Below are 17,464 nucleotides of genomic sequence, written 5' to 3' on the forward strand. Positions count from 1 at the left end.
GGAAAGGGTGGTTTCAAGGGCCCCGATGCGCTATATGATTCTTACCCAAAATTGACCGGATTTCCTCCTTGTCTGAACCTGAAGATACGAAGCCCGGAGAGCCGCCGAGCCCGTCCGATATTCGTCCCGTATCCATCCTCGACGAGATGAAAACCTCCTACCTCAATTACGCGATGAGCGTGATTGTGGCGCGGGCGTTGCCGGATGCGCGTGACGGTTTGAAGCCGGTCCACCGCCGCATTCTCTACTCGATGTACGAGCAGGGGCACACGCCGGACAAGAAATACGTCAAGTCGGCCCGCGTCGTCGGTGACGTGATCGGTAAATATCATCCGCACGGCGACCAGTCGATTTACGACGCGATGGTCCGGATGGCGCAGGACTTCTCCATGCGCGTGCCGCTGATCGACGGCCAGGGCAATTTCGGCTCGGTCGATGGCGATCCGCCCGCAGCCTATCGATATACCGAAGCGCGCCTGACAAAGACGGCGCTCGAGGTGCTCGGCGATATCGACAAGGACACCGTCGATTTCCAGCCGAACTACGACAATTCCGAAAAAGAGCCGATCGTTCTGCCGGCCAAGTTCCCGAACCTGCTGGTCAACGGCGCGGGCGGCATCGCCGTGGGCATGGCGACCAATATCCCGCCGCACAATCTCGGTGAAGTCATCGATGCCTGCGTGGCGCTGATCGACAATCCCGCGCTGACGATCGACGAACTCATCAACATTATTCCCGGACCGGATTTTCCGACCGGTGGCATTATCCTCGGCCGCCAGGGCATTCGCTCGGCCTATCATCTGGGCCGCGGCTCGATCGTGATGCGCGGCAAGGCGCGGATCGAGCCGTTCGGCAAGGACCGCGAAGCCATCATCATCTCGGAAATTCCCTACCAGGTGAACAAGGCCTCGATGGTCGAGCGCATTTCCGAATTGCATCGCGAGAAGAAGATCGAGGGCATTTCGGCGCTGCGGGACGAATCCGATCGCGATGGCTACCGCGTCGTTGTCGAAGTGAAGCGCGACACCATGGCCGAAGTGGTGTTGAATCAGCTCTATCGCTTTACGCCGCTGCAAACCAATTTTCCGGCCAACATGCTGGCGCTGGATTCGGGCCGGCCGCAGGTGATGAACCTGAAGGATTTCCTGACGCTGTTTGTCGGGTTCCGCGAGCAGGTGATCACGCGCCGCACCAAGTTCCTGCTCAACAAGGCCCGCGACCGCGCCCATATCCTGGTCGGTCTGGCGATTGCAGTCGCCAATATCGACGAGATCATCCGCGTGATCCGGACTTCGCCGGATCCCAACACCGCGCGCGACATCTTGATGTCGCGGGACTGGCCGGCCAAGGACGTCGCGGCGATGATCACGCTGATCGACGATCCGCGCCATCGCCTCGCCGAAGACGGCACCGCGCGGCTGTCGTTCGAGCAGGCCAAGGCCATTCTCGAACTGCGGCTGGCGAGGCTGACCGCTCTCGGCCGCGAGGAGATCGGCGACGAACTCGACAAGCTCGCGGTTGAAATCGCCGATTATCTCGAGATCCTGCGCTCGCGCGCCCGGGTCCAGACCATCATCAAGGAAGAACTCGCTGCGGTGAAGGCGGAATTCGCAACGCCGCGCAGGACCGTGATTGTCGAGCAGGAAAACGAGGTCGAGGACGAGGACCTGATCCAGCGCGAGGACATGGTCGTTACCGTTTCGCATGCCGGCTACGTCAAGCGCGTGCCGCTGTCGACCTACCGCGCGCAGCGGCGCGGCGGCAAGGGCCGAGCGGGCATGGAAACCCGCGATGAGGATTTCGTCAGCCGCCTGTTCGTGGCTTCGACCCACACGCCGGTGCTGTTCTTCTCGTCGCGCGGCCAGGTCTACAAGGAAAAGGTCTGGCGTCTGCCGGTCGCGGCTCCCAATGGCCGCGGCAAGGCGATGATCAATATCCTGCCGCTGGAGCAGGGCGAGCGCATCACCACCATCATGCCGTTGCCCGAGGATGAATCCTCCTGGGGCAATCTCGACGTGATGTTCGCGACAACCGGCGGCACGGTCCGCCGCAACAAATTGTCCGATTTCGTCGATGTGCGGCGCTCCGGCATCATCGCGATGAAGCTCGACGAGAATGAAGCGATCGTCGACGTGCAGATATGCACCGAGCGCGACGACGTGCTGCTGACCGCGGCCGGCGGCCAGTGCATTCGCTTCCCGGTCACTGACGTGCGCGTGTTCACGGGCCGCACCTCGATGGGCGTGCGCGGCATTGCGCTGGCCGAAAACGACACGCTGATCTCGCTGTCGATCCTGCGCCATGTCGAGGCGACCTCGGACGAGCGGACTGCCTATCTGAAAATGCGCCGTGCCGTCGCCGGCGAGGTCGTTGCGGGCGATGCTTCAGCCGGGGATGCCGTGGCGGAAGAAGCCGCGGAAGCCGATACCGAAGAGACGTCCGGCAGCATCCAGCTCTCCTCCGACCGCTATGTCGAGATGTCGGCGCAGGAGCAGGTGGTGCTGACGGTCTCGGTGAACGGCTACGGCAAGCGCACCTCGTCCTACGAATACCGGACCACCGGCCGCGGCGGCAAAGGCATCGTTGCGATGTCGGTCAACAACCGCAACGGCAAGCTGGTGGCGTCGTTCCCGGTCGAGGATAGCGACCAGATCATGCTGGTGACCGACAAGGGCCAGTTGATCCGCTGTCCGGTCGAGGGCATCCGCATCGCCGGCCGCTCGACCCAGGGCGTGATCGTGTTCGATACCGCCGAAGACGAGCATGTGGTGTCGGTCGAGCACATCGGCGAGGAAGCCGAAAACGGCAACGGGGGCAACGGCGAGTAGGAACGGCGAACGAAGTTTCGTTGTTCTTTCCGATCTACGGGCATTGAAAAATGCCCGTAGTGTATAGGACCTGCAGTCAAACACAGCCTAAAACCTCAGAAGTACTTTTGACCGTAATGCAACCTCGGCTAGTCATACGATCGAACAACCGATAGGCTACTGATTGTGTATTCCGGGACGGCCTTCGCGACCGTTCCGGGTGACAACAAGTCTTGCGGCGTCATCATCGCTTATCCGGCTCGGGCGTCATGAAGTCCCTCATTGTCATTGCGATGTTGCTGACCTCCGCGAATGCTTTCGCCTGCGACCTGTCGCTGGTCGCGCCTGTGAAGTCGGTTCTCAGGAAGCCGGTGCAGGTGAAAGCCGTGCTGGCGGACGATATGTTGACCGTGAACTATGCCGTCACGGCGCCGCTGAATGCCAAAAAGATTCTCGGCCCCAAACAATTTCCCTACATGTTCGACGTCGTGGAATTGTTCGTGACGTTTTCGGAAACCGGATTTCCGTATTTCGAATTCGAAGTGTCGCCGTTCAACCAGACCTTTCAGGTGAGGATCCCCGGCGGCGGCAAACCTTTTCAGGAAGGCGTCGATCTCGGCCTCGTTTCAACCGCGACGCTCGCGCCGGGCGGATGGACCGCGGAATTGAAAATTCCCCTGAAACCTCTGGGATGGGACGGCGATCCCAAAAAAATCCGCGGGAATTTCTATTCCATTCTGGAACATGCACAGCAAAGCTTCTGGAGTTCATTTCTGCCAAAGGCCAAAAAACCCAACTTCCATCAACCGCAGTTTTTTCAGCCGCTGCTTCAATGTGAATAGGTTCGGAAGGGGACGACATGAAAAGACGCGATTTCCTCAAAGCTTCGGGTGGCCTGTCGGCGCAGCTCATTGTCGGTGGGACGTTGTTGTCGGCTGGTCAGGCCGAGGCCGACACAGCGTTGCCGATCGCGGCGCTGCAGGCCCAGCTCGATCCCAAAAAAGATATGGTTTTGATTCCCGTTACCAAAACCAGCCAGCAGTTCGACATTTCCTTCGCCAAGCGAACGCAGCTCACGCCGCGGGTGCGGGTGGTGGCCAGCAGCGCCGCGGCAGTCAGTGCGACCATCCTGTGGGCCACCAGCAACGGGGTGAACTTCGCGATCCGCTCGGGCGGTCATTCGTACGAAGGATTTTCGCAAAGTCCCGATCTTGTCATCGATGTTCGCGGAATGAAGGCGATCAAGCTTTCCGGCGACAAGAAATCGGTTTCGATCGGCTCCGGTACGCAGCTCGGATCGGTCTATGACGCGCTCGCGTCAAGCCATCTGGCGATACCGGCCGGAAGCTGTTTCCCGGTCGGAGTTGCGGGCCACTCGCTGGGCGGCGGCTTTGGGCTATTGGGGCGCCCCTTTGGTCTCGCCTGCGACAGCATCCTGTCGATGGAGGTGGTCGACGCCACCGGCAAAATCCTGACCGCGAGCGCGCAGGAAAATCCCGACCTGTTCTGGGCGCTGCGCGGTGGCGGCAACGGAAATTTCGGTGTCGTCACCAATTTCAATTTTCGAGCGAGTTCGGTCAACATGGTCGCCAAATTCGCGATCACCTGGACCAAGCCGGTCACGCAAGCGGTCAAGATCGTGCAGGCCTGGCAGCAATGGCTCGAAAACATGCCGTCGTCGATCACCGGCACGCTTCATCTGACCAAGGCGAAGGGCGGATTGATCACGGTGCACATGGCCGGGTTGTCGGTGCAATCCGAAACCAGCCTGAAGGCCGAACTGAAGCGTCTTCAAACTCTGGCCGGTGCGGCGAATATCGTCAGTACGCGGACGCTGACCTTTCATCAGGCGGCCACGATCTTCGACGGCGGCGAACCGAACCCGGATTCCGTCCTGATGAAGGCAAAGTCCGACTACGTCACCGACGCCATGACCGAGCAGGGGATCACGACGCTGCTGGAGGGGCTGGTGAAGGCGCCGGGAGAGATCGCCGTACTCTGCGATACCTATGGCGGCGCGATCAACAAGATCGCCGCCGACGCGACCGCCTTCGTGCACCGTGGAAATACCAAATATGTGATGCAATATTTCATGCAGTGGGACAGTGCCGGCGCCACCAATGGCAACATCGCGATGATGCGGACGCTGTATAATTCGATGCGGCCATTCGTTTCAGGCGGATGCTATGTGAACTACTGCGATCTCGATCTCGGCGATGGCTACGCCAAGGCGTATTGGGGCGACAATTTGCCGAGGCTGATGAAGATTAAATCGGAAGTCGATCCGAAAAACATCTTCAAGCATGCCCAGAGCGTGCCGCTGAGCTAGGGCGCACGGCCGCACGAATCGAATAAAGTTTAGGGAACTCGATATCTTTGGCGAGCCAACCTGATGTCAGAACCGATCGAACATCGATTTTATCATGAAGTCTTGACCCCACTTGTGCGCTTTCAAGCTAGGTGTGCAGAAAACGTTTGCATCCAGGAAAATTACAATGACGTGATTGTACTCGCCCAAGAAGCGGCCACGGCAGCCTATCATTTCCCCGAGGCGGTCCTTGGCCGCCAAACGCAGATGGCATCGAGTTTAAGCGAGGCCTTAAGGCAGAAGCTCAGCGATGTGGTCGACAGCAGAAAGCACGGCGTCCTCAGAAACACGGACCGACAGACTTCCCTGCAAGCAGCGTTGGCTTACGAGTTTAACGAAGCACAGGAATTTAGATATTTAGGAACCCGAGTCACTGCCACAAACCGCAGGTTTGGGAAATTTGATGTCGCCGAAACTGTCGCGCAGTTCGCTGACGACTTAAGAAGTGAGCTCGGTATCGCTATTCAGATGCCTTCATTCGAGACGCCGCTCTACCCATTCACAGCGAAGATAGTTACTTACGTCACCGATAAAACGTTTTTCGCAAAAAACACGCAGCTTCAATTCTTCGAACGCGGTGGCGATGGAAAACTCCTACCATCCGATCCGAAACAAGTGCATTTTGAAGTTCAAGAGCTGACCAGCTAGCGCGCGCGACGACGTCCATAAATTTAAGCCACCCTTCGCAACTTCCTTACATACCCCGGCGCTATCCGGCGAAGGACTGCGTCACACCGAGGATTGCCTCCGGCACGAGCGGGCCGCCATGGGCAGCGGCCTTGGCCGCTTCATTCAGCGCATAAAGAGGGCCGGTGCCGATGTCGCCGTAGACGACCCCGAGCGCGCCGAGCGTAGCAGTGAGTGGAAGCGGGTTGGAGCTGGTTGAAGCGGCTACGGGTGTAGGGGTCACTGGCATGCCCCCCGAGGTACCGCGCCCGCCAGCTTACCGCCGGCTTGGGCGCGTTTGGATGCCGGTCTGCGACGTCACGCCGCAAATTACCACAGGGATGGTTCGGGGATGGTTGGGCGCTGCTCTACGGCGTGCGGTCTGCCGTCACCAGGCGAGCTTCCCTGATCGTCGAGTTCTTGGTTCCGGCAACGCGCAGGCAGGAAGCTTCGAAGTTCGGCCAGGCTTTCTGCGAGCAACCCGTGCCCATGGTGTGGATATCCAGCCGGTCACCCTTGGCGAGGGCATGCGGAACGCTGGCTTCAACTTGCGGAGCAAAGCCCGGGAGAACGGTGAGGGCAGCAGCGGCAAACGCGGCAATGGCAACGGCTGAAAGAGTCTTGATCATGACGGTCCCCTGTCATTGGGCCTTTGGCCCGTTTCGGCTGGGCCATTGGCCCGTCGTTTCGTTGGTGACGTGATACGCAGCGCCGGTTTCCGGATGTCTTCGCCGGGTACAAAAGTGGTTTCATCCCGCCGGAGTTTTGTTTCGTCGTCTGTTTCCGACGAAACAAAACCGTCTTGCACGGAAGACGCGCTGACCCTGCGACTGGTTCAGTGGCCGACTAAATATAAAAACCGGGCTTTACGCGCCGAAGCCGGGAACCGGACCGGCTTGCGGGGCCGCCCGGGGCGGGGTAGACGGATTTATGCCCCGCATCGCGCTGTATCCCGGCTCATTCGACCCCGTCACCAACGGCCATCTGGACGTTGTCAGGCATGCCGTCGGCCTGTGTGACCGTCTGGTGGTCGCCATTGGGCTTCATCCCGGCAAGAAACCGCTGTTTTCGACCGACGAACGCCTGGAAATGGTCAAGGAGGTGTTCGGGCCGGTGGCCGCCAGCGCCGGATGCGGCTTCGATTGCGTTACTTTCGACGACCTGACCGTCACAGCCGCGAAGCGGGCCGGGGCTACCATCCTGATCCGCGGCCTGCGGGACGGAACCGACCTCGACTACGAGATGCAGATTGCCGGCATGAACGAGACCATGGCGCCGGAAGTCCGGACGGTTTTCCTGCCGGCCTCGCCGACCGTCCGCCCGATCACCGCCACACTGGTGCGTCAGATCGCGGGGATGGGCGGCGACGTTTCGAACTTCGTCCCCAAGGCCGTCGCCAAACGTCTCAAGACCAAATTCGCCGGCTAGCTTTTACCTTTTTGGAGCCTTCATGATCCGAATTCTCGCCGTTCTCGCCGCGCTGGTTTGCGTGGCCCCCGCCATCGCCGTGGCTCCCGCCATGGCGCAACCGCTTCCTGCCGGTCTCGACAAGCAGAACGCGATCGTCATCGACACCACCAAGGGCCGGATCGTGTTCAAGCTGCGAACCGATCTCGCGCCCCAGCACGCCGAGCGGATCAAGCAACTGGCCCGTGAAGGCTATTACAACAACGTCCCGTTCCACCGCGTGATGGATGGCTTCATGGCGCAAACCGGCGACGGCCAGAATTTCAACGGCACCGGCGGATCGAAATATCCCAATTTGAAGGCGGAGTTTTCCACCGTTCCGTTCAAGCGCGGCATTGTCGGCATGGCGCGGCGCGGCGACAGCGTCGATACCGCGAATTCGCAGTTCTTCTTCATGTTCGCCGACGCCCCGAGCCTGAACAACCAGTACACCGTGATTGGCGAAGTGGTGTCGGGCATGGACGTGATCGACAAGCTCAAAAAGGCTCCGCCGGGTTCGTCAGGCGGCGTGGTGCCTGATCCGGACAAGATGGTGAAGGTGCAAGTCGCATCCGACATCAAGTGATCGCCGGTGGCGCGGCGTCGCACTCCTAAGTTTCGGTTTGCGGCCGCGCTGCTGTTGATGTTGCCGATCTCGGCGCAGGCGGAACCCGGTGAGGTTAACACGCTGCGCGAGGTCTTCGAGCGGCTTCGAACCTGCTGGAAACCGCCACCGCCGTTGAGCGCCAATCCCGGTATCGACATCACCGTGATTGTGAGCTTCAACCGCGACGGCAACATCTTCGGGCATCCGAAGATCACTTATGAATCGGAACAGGCCACCGACAACGACCGGCTGATGTACCGGATTGCCGTGATGGAGACGTTGCAGCGCTGCACGCCGATGCCATTTACAGAAGGGATGGGCGGCGCCATTGCGGGCCGTCCGCTCAGAATCCTATTTCGCAACGGGAAACTTCCTCCCCAACCCATAGAGAAGAGAGCATGGCTGACACCGAAAATACTTTGATCCTCGAAACCACCCAGGGACCGGTCACCATCGAAATGCGGCCCGATCTGGCGCCCGGCCATGTGGCGCGGATCAAGGAACTGGTGCGCGAGGGATTTTACGACGGCATCGTATTTCACCGCGTGATCGACGGTTTCATGGCGCAGACCGGCTGCCCGCAGGGCACCGGAACCGGCGGTTCCGGCAAGAAGCTGAAGGCGGAATTCAACAAGGAACCGCATGTCCGCGGCACCCTGTCGATGGCGCGCGCCGCCAATCCGGATTCCGGCGACAGCCAGTTCTTTATCTGCTTTGACGATGCCTCGTTCCTCAACAACCAGTACACGGTCTGGGGCAAGGTCACGTCCGGCATGGAAAATGTCGACAAGATCAAGCGCGGCGAGCCGGTGAAGGATCCCGACAAGATCGTCAAGGCGCACATGGCGCTTGATGCGGCTGAGTAAAGCTCAGATCGTCATACGCGGGCGAAAGCGCGAAGCGCGTCTTCGCGCAGATGACCCGCGTATCCATCAATCTTCGGAAGAGCTTCTTCGCAGCAGATGGATTGCCGGATCAAGTCCGGCAATGACAAGCTAGTCCATGCGCACCGATCTCTTCGACTTCGAACTTCCCGCGGACAATATCGCGCTGCGTCCGGCCAGCCCGCGGGATTCCGCGCGGCTACTGGTCGTGCAAGGTGACAGCGGCTTGCAAGACCGCATTGTCGCGGATCTGCCTCTCTTGCTCGCGCCCGGCGATCAGCTTGTGGTGAACGATACCAAGGTGATCTCGGCGCAGCTCAGGGGACGCCGGATCGGCCGCGAGACCGAACCGAAGATCGAAGCAACGCTGATCAAGCGCCTCGATGGCTCGCGCTGGCAGGCGCTGGTCAAGCCGGCCAAGAAACTGACACAGGGCGACGTGGTCCGGTTCGGCAATGAAGGCAAGGTGTGCCTGCTCGGCCATCTCGACGCGCAGGTCGAGCACAAGGGTGAGGACGGCGAGATCACGCTGTCATTTGGCTTTCACGGGCCGACGCTCGATCAGGCAATCGCCGATCTCGGCAGCCCGCCGCTGCCGCCCTATATCGCTTCGAAGCGAGCGCCCGACGCACGCGACACCGACGACTACCAGACCATGTTCGCGGTCAATGAGGGCGCGGTCGCGGCGCCGACCGCCGGCCTGCATTTCACGCCTGAGCTGGAAAATGCGCTGCGTGAACGCGGCATCGGGATCAACCGGATCACGCTGCATGTCGGGGCAGGGACCTTCCTGCCGGTCAAGGTTGACGACACCGCCGGTCACAAGATGCATGCCGAATGGGGCACCATTTCCGCGGAGACGGCTGGTGTCTTGAATGCGGCGCGTGCCAAGGGTGGGCGCATCGTCGCGGTCGGTACCACGTCGCTGCGCCTTCTGGAGAGCGCCGCGACCGAAGACGGCATTATCCAGCCGTTCGCGCGGGAGACCTCGATCTTCATCACGCCGGGTTATCGTTTCCGGGCGATCGATATCCTCCTGACCAATTTTCATCTGCCGCGTTCGACGCTGTTCATGCTGGTGTCGGCCTTCTCAGGCCTCGACACCATGCAACGGGCCTATGCCCATGCGATCAGGGACGGCTACCGGTTCTACTCCTATGGCGACGCCTGCCTGCTGTTTCCTGATAAGGCTCACGGATGACCCTCGCGAACTCCTTCGAACTCAGCGGCCGCGACGGCAAGGCTCGCACCGGCCGGTTGACGACGCCCCATGGCGTGGTGCGCACGCCGGCGTTCATGCCGGTCGGCACCGCGGGCGCGATGAAGGGCATGCATTGGCGGGAGGTTCGCGACGCCGGCGCCGATATCGTGCTCGGCAATACCTATCATCTGATGCTGCGGCCGGGCGCCGAGCGGATCGCAGCACTCGGTGGGTTGCAGGCCTTCACCGGCTGGAACGGGCCGATGCTGACGGATTCCGGCGGCTTCCAGGTGATGTCGCTGGCGCAATTGCGCAAGCTCAGCGAACACGCGGTGACCTTTCGCTCGCATATCGACGGCGCCAAGGTCGAATTGTCGCCGGAGCGCTCGATCGAGGTGCAGCGGCTGCTTGGCTCCGATATCGCGATGCAGCTCGACGAGTGCGTGCGGTTGCCGGCCGAGCGCGGCGATGTCGAGCGCGCGATGCAGCTTTCGTTGCGCTGGGGCGAGCGCAGCAAGCGCGCGTTCGAGACGGCGCCGCCGGGATACATGCTGTTCGGCATCGCCCAGGGCGGCGATGTGCCCGCACTTCGCCAGGCCAGCGCGCGAGGCCTGGTCGATACCGGATTTCACGGTTACGCGATCGGCGGTCTTGCGGTCGGCGAGCCGCAATCGGTGATGCTCGCGATGATCGAGGAGGTCGAGCCGATCCTGCCGCAGGACCGTCCGCGGTATTTGATGGGCGTCGGCACGCCGGAGGATATTCTGGAAGCGGTCGCGCGTGGCGTCGACATGTTCGATTGCGTGATGCCGACGCGCAACGGCCGTCACGGCATGGCGTTCACGCGGTTCGGCCAGATCAACCTGCGCAACGCCCGCCATGCCGACGATCCGCGGCCACTCGACGAGGAAAGCCATTGGCCGGCCACGTCAGGCTATTCGCGGGCCTATCTGCATCACCTCGTGCGATCGGGCGAGACGCTGGGCGCGATGCTGCTGTCGGAAATCAACATCGCCTATTATCAGCATCTGATGCAGGGCATCAGGGATGCGATATCGGCGGGAACGTTCGAGGATTTTCGCGCGCAGACACGCGCCGCCTGGGCGCAAGGCGACATTGCAGCACGCTGAGCTGTGACTGGCTCACAAGCGACGGGCTGAAACGTTGCCGAAAACTTAATTGCAAGCCATGCGCTTGAGCGCGTGCTTGGTCACGAAACCATAGCCGCAGGTATCGCAGGTCCACAGGTAGCTGACGAAATTGTCGGCGAGATACGCGGACGCTTCAGCGGCTACCATGGAGTCCGCACAAACCGGGCATGTCGGCAGATCGCAACCACGGGGATCGGGGTTATGCGCGACGGTCGAGCGGACTTCAGCAACTGCTGCCATCGTGACCTCCTTGCGATCTGAGCCTGAAGCCCAACCATACACCTATTTGTTTGACCGTGTCGCAACACAAATGCGTTGGTTTTGCGTTATTTAGAATCACTTTGAATTTTGCAATGCAGCGAGTTTTTGACGCAGCGATTTCGACTTGCGCAACGCCCGCGCGCAGCCCCTAATACAAGAAGCGCTTGTCGCAGAGGCTTTTCATCAACACCGATCGCGGCCACAGGAGTCCATTATGGAGCCATCGTCCACCACGGGTGCAGTGCACCGTCCCGGCCGAGGCCGGGTTTTTGACAGCATTGTGGACGCGGTCGGCGATACGCCGATCGTGCGCCTGCGCAAATTGCCGCAGCAGCACGGTGTGCACGCGACCATTCTGGCCAAGCTAGAATATCTCAACCCCGCCGTCAGCGTGAAGGATCGTATTGGCGCTGCGATGGTGATCGCGATGGAGAAGGCCGGCATCATCAACGCCGATACCGTGCTGATCGAGCCGACCTCGGGCAACACCGGCATCGCGCTGGCCTTCGTTGCGGCGTCGCGCGGTTACCGGCTCAAACTGGTGATGCCGGAATCGATGTCGATCGAACGGCGCAAGATGCTGGCGTTTCTCGGCGCCGAAATCGTGCTGACGCCGGCCGCCCAGGGCATGAAGGGCTCGATCGCGACGGCCGAAGAGCTGGTGCGCACGACGCCCAACGCGGTGATGCCGCAGCAGTTCAAGAACCTCGCCAATCCCGAAATTCACCGCCGCACCACTGCGGAGGAAATCTGGAACGATACCGGCGGCAACATCGATTACTTCGTCGCCGGGGTCGGTACCGGCGGCACCATCACCGGAGTGGGGCAGGTGCTGAAACCGCGCAAGCCTTCGCTGCGGGTCGTCGCGGTCGAGCCGGAGGAAAGCCCGGTCCTGTCAGGCGGTCAGCATTCCCCGCACAAGATCCAGGGCATCGGCGCGGGTTTCGTTCCGGATATTCTCGACCGCTCCGTGATCGACGAGATCGTCAAGGTCAATAGCGCAACCGCGATCGAAACCTCGCGCGCGCTGGCGCGCAACGAGGGTATCGCCGGCGGTATCTCCTCGGGTGCCGCGATCGCCGCGGCGCTGGTGATCGGCAAGCGGCCGGAAAGCGCCGGCAAGACCATTCTGGCGATTGTGCCGTCCTTTGCCGAACGCTATCTGTCGACCGCCCTGTTTGAGGGAATCTAGCCTGTGCCTGACCAACCGCGACGACCGAGAACGCTGAATGACGCGCGTACCGAAGCCGAGTCCGTGTTCAAGAAGGTCACCACCAAGACGCCGGAATTGCCGCCGAAGAAAACCGCGTTGCCGAGCGTGAAGGAGATGGTCTCGCTGCGGATCGATCAGGATGTACTCGAACACTTCCAGGAAGGCGGGCCGGGCTGGCAGGACCGGATCAACGATGCGCTGCGAAAGGCGGCGGGGAAATAATGTTGGAAATGGCTTGATCGCTCAAGCTTGGCGATCAGGCACTTACAGACGCGGCAACCGGACCGGGGGTTTTCAGGTTCAGGAGATTGCCGGTGAGGATCAGCGCCGCGCCAAGCACAGTAAACATATCGAGCTGTTCCGCGTAGATCAGCCAGCCGACCGTGGCAGTCAGCGGCACGCGCAGGAAATCCATCGGCAGCACCACGGTGGCATCGGCATGCAGCATCGCGCGCGCCATGCAGTAGTGTGAGAACGTGCCGCAGAAGCCGACCACAGCCAGCCATCCCCAGGTATAGGCCGAGGGCCATACCCAGACGTAGATCGTGGGAACGAGGCCGGCCACGCTCTGGATCACCAGCATCCAGAAGATAATCGCGACCGTCGATTCAGTGCGGGTCAGGGATTTGAGCATCGCAACCGAGATTCCGAATCCGACGGCGGCGACAAGCGCGATCAACTGGCCGGGATTGACCTCTCCGGTCGAGGGGCGAACGATGACGATAACGCCGATCAAGCCCAATACGATCGCCGAGATTTTCCAGACCGTCATGCGCTCGCCGAGAAAGCTGGCGGCCAGGATCGCGGTCCAGATCGGCATCGTGAATTCGATCGAAACTAACTGACCCAGCGGAATCAGCATCAGCGCGAAGAACCAGCCGAGTTGCGCCACGTAGTGAACCAGACTGCGCGAGATGTGCTGCAGCGGCCGCGACGTTGTCATCACGGCAAATCCGCCATTCATGTGGATCAGCGGATACAGCATCAGCAAGCCGAGCACGCAGCGCATCTGCATGAGCTGAAACACGTTCACTTCGCGCAACGACTCGCGGGCGGCGACCGCCACCATCAGCATCAGGCAGAGCCAGCCCGCCATCCATAGCGCGGCCTTTGGTTTGGAAGGTGTTCGGTCCATCAGGTGAGGTGCCAGTCGGGGTGCGCAAACGCAGCGAAGGAGAGAGCGGGCAGGCGGTATCGGCGACCTCGTGCCGATTTGCAACGGGCAGATCTGCCGATGCAGGCTTGCGCGTCACTTTGGGGGTGGGAGAGTCACCGCCTTCGTTCTGGCGGCCTAGCCAAGGCGTTTTCGAGCGAAGCCTGCCCCCGGACTTGATCCGGGGCGGATACAGGTTCGCGTGTCCTGTTCTCCAATTGAGGATAGTTAACAACTTCTTAACGATCGTCGTTGAGGTTCTATTCCGGTGCGGAATCATCCGGTGCAAGCTAGGAAGGGTTCTTTGAGACCATATCGGCATCGCGGAGCGAGACGGTCAGATGAACTCAGTTGCACAGAAGGTTGTCAGCCCGGGGCAGATATATCGGAAGAGTGACGACGTCGCGACCTTATTCGCTCGAGCCAGAACATGTCATCAGTCGGGTCAATTTGCCGAAGCTGAGATAGGCTACCGAAAGATATTAAAGAAACGCCCGCACCACTTTGAAGCCTGGCATGCGCTTGGCGTGTGCGCACACCAGATGGGCGATTCACTCACGGCAGAGCGCTCGCTGAAGCGGGCTCTTTTGCTCGATCCGCAGGCCGCTTTTACTCATTACGCGCTGGGCGTCGTCCTTGCCGTTGCGCAACGCAAGGACGAGGCATTGGCCTGCTTCGACAAGCTCATCGCCATGAAGGCGGATTTCGTCGAGGCGCACTTCCAGCGGGGCAATGTGCTGCTGGAACTCGGCCGTTTCCCGGAAGCGATCGCAGGTTTCGACAACGCCATCGTCCTCGATCCGCATCACGTGAACGCATTGACCTATAAAGGCCATGCCTTGCACCATCTCGGGAGATTTGCAGAAGCCATCACGTGTTACGACAGGATTCTTGCGGCGAATCCCGCTCACGTGTCGTCCCTCACCAATCGTGGCGCAGCATTCAAGGATTCGAGGCAGGTAGAAAAGGCTATCGTCGAGTTCGATCGGGCGCTCGCAATCGATCCAGACGATACCGCGGCCTGGGTGAACCGCGGCGAAGCACTGCTCGTCCTCAATCGGCGAGACCAGGCGCTGGCAAGTTTTGACAAGGCGATATCGATCAACCCCAAGCTCGCCCTGGCCTGGCTCGGCCGCGCCAACATTCTGATGTTGACCGGAGAAGTGACTGAATCCCTGGCAGCATGCCATCGCGCGCTTGCGATCGAGCCGAATAGTGCAAAGGCGCTTACGCAGCTTGGTCTCGGACATGCGCTTCAAGGCGACACAAAAACGGCCCTCGCATTCTTCGATCAGGCGCTCACGATCCAGCCAGACCTTGAATACGCGTTATCGGGCAGGATCTTCGTGGAGGATTTCAAGGACGACGGTGATTTTGCATTACTTCAGGCGTCGCGGTCGGAATGGTGGCGTCAAATAGGATCGAAAATTTCAAAGAATTACGCTGCGCGACACGAAAACGATCGCGATCCGGCCAGACGAATTGTCTTAGGCTATGTCTCCGCCGAGTTCAGACACCGCTCTGCCGCGTTGTGTTACCGGCCTGTACTGGTGAACCACGACAAAACGCGATTTGAAGTCATCTGTTATTGCGGTTCGCCCGTTGAGGATGACGTCACGAATTCCTTCCGGCAGGTAGCCGACCGGTGGAGAAGCGTCTTGCAGTGGTCCGACGATCAGCTCGTGGACTGCATCCGGGCTGACAAGGTCGACATCTTGATTGATCTATCCGGACATGCGGAAGGCAATCGACTCCGCATTTTTGCGCAGAAACCCGCTCCGATTCAGGTGAGCGCATGGGGGTATGCGAACGGCACCGGCCTGCCAACGATCGATTATCTGTTCTCCGATCCGGTCATGATTCCCGCGGAGGTTCGTCATCTTTTCGCGGAGCAGATCCATGATCTTCCATGCGCGATTACCATGGAGCCCACACGAACAGAGTTGCGATCTTCGCAGCCGCCCGTGCTCTCAAACGGATATGTGACCTACGGCGTGTTGAACAGGATAAGCAAGATATCCGCTGCTGCGATTAGCCTGTGGGCGAGGATTCTGCGATCGAACAGCACATCAAGATTATTAATCAAGGATTATCATATCGACGATGCGGCCATCCGCAGTCGTCTCGTTGAGAAGTTTGCCAGTCACGGAATTACCCCCGATCGGCTTTGTTTGATGGGATCGACCTCCCGCGAGGAACATTTGGCAGCCTATCGTCAAGTCGATATTTGCCTCGATCCGTTCCCGCACGGCGGAGGCATCTCCACATGGGAGTCATTGCACATGGGGGTTCCGGTTGTGGCCAAACTCGGCAATGGGCCGACCAGCAGATTAGCCGGAGCCATTTCGTCCGCGATCGGAATGACCGACTGGGTCGCCGTCGACGATGATCAATATTTGGAGATCGCGCTGCGATCGACCCCTGAGCAGCTCAGCAAAATTCGCCACGAACTGCCCGACCTCATTGCATCGCGCTGCAGCCCCGTCGCCTATACGAGAGCTGTAGAAGAGGCGTATCGAACAATGTGGCAGAAGCACTGCGGTGAACTTGAGGTCTGAACCGCCGCAACGGGCACTGGCCTGTTTCCCAGTCACCCCCGTGCGTTCCGGCGGCGTAAGTCGACCGCGCACACAAAAATGCCGGCGGAAAGGTTTCCGCCGGCATTTTTGTGGAGCAAAAGATCGATGCTTTAGAGCGTTTTCGAGCGAAGTGGATGCCGGTTCGCGTGAAGAAAACGCGTCAAAACAAAGGACTAGAGTCCGGTTCTGATTCAATCAGAACCGATAGGCTCTAGGTGCGGGACATCGAAATAGAGACGCCCTTAAACTGGCTCTCGGCCTTGATCGATACGGACTGTTTGTTGCCGCGCGTCGCCAGTGAGATGCTCGCCGAAAAGCCAGGTGCAGTCGCGGTGACCTGAAAATTGCCGCCGCTGGAGTGTCCTTCGATGGCGCCGTTGATGTTCCGGCTGGTCTCGCTCCAGCTTCCGGAAACCGCGGAGCCCTGTGCCGTGAGATTGGTTACGATATTGAATTTATAGCTGTCGCTGGCGCAGGTCAGGCTCTGTTGGAGGCCATTGCCGCCGGCGCCCACGGCGTAAGATGCGCGGCAGCGAATGCGTTCGGTCGACCCGTCGTCGAGTGTGACCGTACCTGCACCAGACCAGTTACCGGCCATGCCTGCGAACGGTCCCGCTTGCGCGTGGCTCGCGGAACTGAAGATGGACGCCGCGAACAAGGTGACGACAGCGAATATCAGCCGACGCGCAATCGCGAGGGGAGCCGCAGCCTTATTGCCGTGACGCTTCCCAATGACCGCTGCACGGTACGCCTGCAGATGCTCCATTCCACTTCCCCCGTCCGGCATTGCCACTGAGTTGACCGTTCGCATATGCACCATGGATGGATACGCGCACAAGTCCCTCCCGCCCGATGCTGCCGGAGACATCGGTGCCGGGAGCCGTAATCTTACCGTCCGAGACCGTGAGCGTCGAGTGCGTCGAAGGCTCACAGGACCCGGCCTTGGTCACAATCGTGACTTGCCACAGCCCATCATAGGGGGTCTGAGCGATTGCGGGTGTGACAGCAAGGCTGGTCGCGGCCAGGAGTGCAGAACTCAAAAAAGCGTATCGGATGCGATGATGGCGCATGACTATGGTCCCCGATCTCTGTGATGACCCGGCTTATTTCTGGAAAATGTGGTGAGAG

At 60.2% G+C, this 17,464-nt stretch carries 18 protein-coding genes and 1 pseudogene; 13 read left to right on the forward strand and 6 right to left on the reverse strand.

All coding sequences use genetic code 11. From position 1 onward, the window contains the following. Positions 1–68 precede the first annotated feature (68 nt). The 4 genes from gyrA (at position 69) to HB676_RS28600 (ending at position 5,823) form a co-directional block, all read left to right on the forward strand. Complete coding sequence (gene gyrA, locus HB676_RS28585; protein WP_213741838.1) at positions 69–2,828, forward strand: DNA gyrase subunit A; 2,760 nt, start codon at positions 69–71, stop codon at positions 2,826–2,828. A gap of 248 nt (positions 2,829–3,076) precedes the next feature. Beyond that, on the forward strand, positions 3,077–3,649 hold the full coding sequence (locus tag HB676_RS28590; RefSeq protein WP_213741839.1) for a carbohydrate-binding family 9-like protein: 573 nt from the start codon (positions 3,077–3,079) through the stop codon (positions 3,647–3,649). A 17-nt stretch (positions 3,650–3,666) separates the two neighbouring features. Then, positions 3,667–5,136: an FAD-binding protein gene (locus tag HB676_RS28595; protein ID WP_213741840.1), complete on the forward strand. Its 1,470-nt coding sequence runs from the start codon at positions 3,667–3,669 to the stop codon at positions 5,134–5,136. 63 nt (positions 5,137–5,199) lie between these two features. Further along, complete coding sequence (locus HB676_RS28600) at positions 5,200–5,823, forward strand: hypothetical protein (protein ID WP_213741841.1); 624 nt, start codon at positions 5,200–5,202, stop codon at positions 5,821–5,823. 82 nt (positions 5,824–5,905) lie between these two features. Here HB676_RS28600 and HB676_RS28605 read toward each other — a convergent pair. Continuing rightward, a pseudogene (locus HB676_RS28605) lies at positions 5,906–6,091 on the reverse strand (KUP/HAK/KT family potassium transporter); the annotation flags it as partial. A 118-nt stretch (positions 6,092–6,209) separates the two neighbouring features. Next, a complete protein-coding gene (locus HB676_RS28610) occupies positions 6,210–6,470 on the reverse strand; it encodes a hypothetical protein (RefSeq protein ID WP_213741842.1) in 261 nt (86 codons plus the stop codon). 301 nt (positions 6,471–6,771) lie between these two features. Between HB676_RS28610 and coaD the strand changes: the two genes are divergently transcribed. The 6 genes from coaD (at position 6,772) to tgt (ending at position 11,109) form a co-directional block, all read left to right on the forward strand. Next, entirely contained in the window at positions 6,772–7,269 is a 498-nt protein-coding gene (coaD, locus tag HB676_RS28615) for a pantetheine-phosphate adenylyltransferase (RefSeq protein WP_213741843.1), read from the forward strand. 22 nt (positions 7,270–7,291) lie between these two features. Continuing rightward, positions 7,292–7,873: a peptidylprolyl isomerase gene (locus HB676_RS28620; RefSeq protein ID WP_213741844.1), complete on the forward strand. Its 582-nt coding sequence runs from the start codon at positions 7,292–7,294 to the stop codon at positions 7,871–7,873. Between the two features lie 57 nt (positions 7,874–7,930). Next, positions 7,931–8,317, forward strand: coding sequence for a hypothetical protein (locus HB676_RS28625; RefSeq protein WP_213741909.1), 387 nt, complete (start codon positions 7,931–7,933; stop codon positions 8,315–8,317). Then, positions 8,293–8,760, forward strand: a complete 468-nt coding sequence (locus HB676_RS28630; RefSeq protein ID WP_213741845.1) for a peptidylprolyl isomerase — start codon at positions 8,293–8,295, stop codon at positions 8,758–8,760. Before HB676_RS28625 ends, HB676_RS28630 begins: the two co-directional genes overlap by 25 nt. A gap of 136 nt (positions 8,761–8,896) precedes the next feature. Further along, the gene (queA, locus tag HB676_RS28635) at positions 8,897–9,979 is read left to right on the forward strand and encodes a tRNA preQ1(34) S-adenosylmethionine ribosyltransferase-isomerase QueA (RefSeq protein WP_213741846.1); all 1,083 of its coding nucleotides are present in this window, start codon (positions 8,897–8,899) and stop codon (positions 9,977–9,979) included. Next, entirely contained in the window at positions 9,976–11,109 is a 1,134-nt protein-coding gene (tgt, locus tag HB676_RS28640; protein WP_213741847.1) for a tRNA guanosine(34) transglycosylase Tgt, read from the forward strand. Before queA ends, tgt begins: the two co-directional genes overlap by 4 nt. Before the next feature lie 45 nt (positions 11,110–11,154). Here tgt and HB676_RS28645 read toward each other — a convergent pair whose 3' ends face one another. After that, on the reverse strand, positions 11,155–11,370 hold the full coding sequence (locus tag HB676_RS28645; protein WP_213741848.1) for a hypothetical protein: 216 nt from the start codon (positions 11,368–11,370) through the stop codon (positions 11,155–11,157). A 235-nt stretch (positions 11,371–11,605) separates the two neighbouring features. On the opposite strand from HB676_RS28645, the gene cysK reads away from it, so the two are divergent. Further along, positions 11,606–12,583, forward strand: a complete 978-nt coding sequence (gene cysK / locus HB676_RS28650) for a cysteine synthase A (protein ID WP_213741849.1) — start codon at positions 11,606–11,608, stop codon at positions 12,581–12,583. Between the two features lie 3 nt (positions 12,584–12,586). Next, positions 12,587–12,826, forward strand: coding sequence for a BrnA antitoxin family protein (locus tag HB676_RS28655; protein WP_213741850.1), 240 nt, complete (start codon positions 12,587–12,589; stop codon positions 12,824–12,826). Positions 12,827–12,860: 34 nt separating this feature from the next. Here HB676_RS28655 and HB676_RS28660 read toward each other — a convergent pair whose 3' ends face one another. Next, positions 12,861–13,739, reverse strand: a complete 879-nt coding sequence (locus tag HB676_RS28660; protein WP_213741851.1) for a DMT family transporter — start codon at positions 13,737–13,739, stop codon at positions 12,861–12,863. Between the two features lie 359 nt (positions 13,740–14,098). On the opposite strand from HB676_RS28660, the gene HB676_RS28665 reads away from it, so the two are divergent. Continuing rightward, positions 14,099–16,315: a glycosyltransferase family 41 protein gene (locus HB676_RS28665; protein WP_213741852.1), complete on the forward strand. Its 2,217-nt coding sequence runs from the start codon at positions 14,099–14,101 to the stop codon at positions 16,313–16,315. A gap of 232 nt (positions 16,316–16,547) precedes the next feature. Here the strand turns inward: HB676_RS28665 and HB676_RS28670 are convergent, their stop codons facing one another. Together HB676_RS28670 and HB676_RS33965 are read right to left on the reverse strand one after the other, a co-directional pair. Beyond that, positions 16,548–17,102 carry a hypothetical protein gene (locus HB676_RS28670; RefSeq protein ID WP_213741853.1) on the reverse strand — a complete coding sequence of 185 codons (555 nt, stop codon included), beginning with the start codon at positions 17,100–17,102 and terminating at the stop codon, positions 16,548–16,550. Next, positions 17,047–17,406 carry a hypothetical protein gene (locus tag HB676_RS33965; protein WP_249780519.1) on the reverse strand — a complete coding sequence of 120 codons (360 nt, stop codon included), beginning with the start codon at positions 17,404–17,406 and terminating at the stop codon, positions 17,047–17,049. Before HB676_RS33965 ends, HB676_RS28670 begins: the two co-directional genes overlap by 56 nt. Positions 17,407–17,464: the final 58 nt, after the last annotated feature.

The organism is Bradyrhizobium sp. dw_411 (genome assembly GCF_018449695.1).
GTDB lineage: Bacteria > Pseudomonadota > Alphaproteobacteria > Rhizobiales > Xanthobacteraceae > Bradyrhizobium.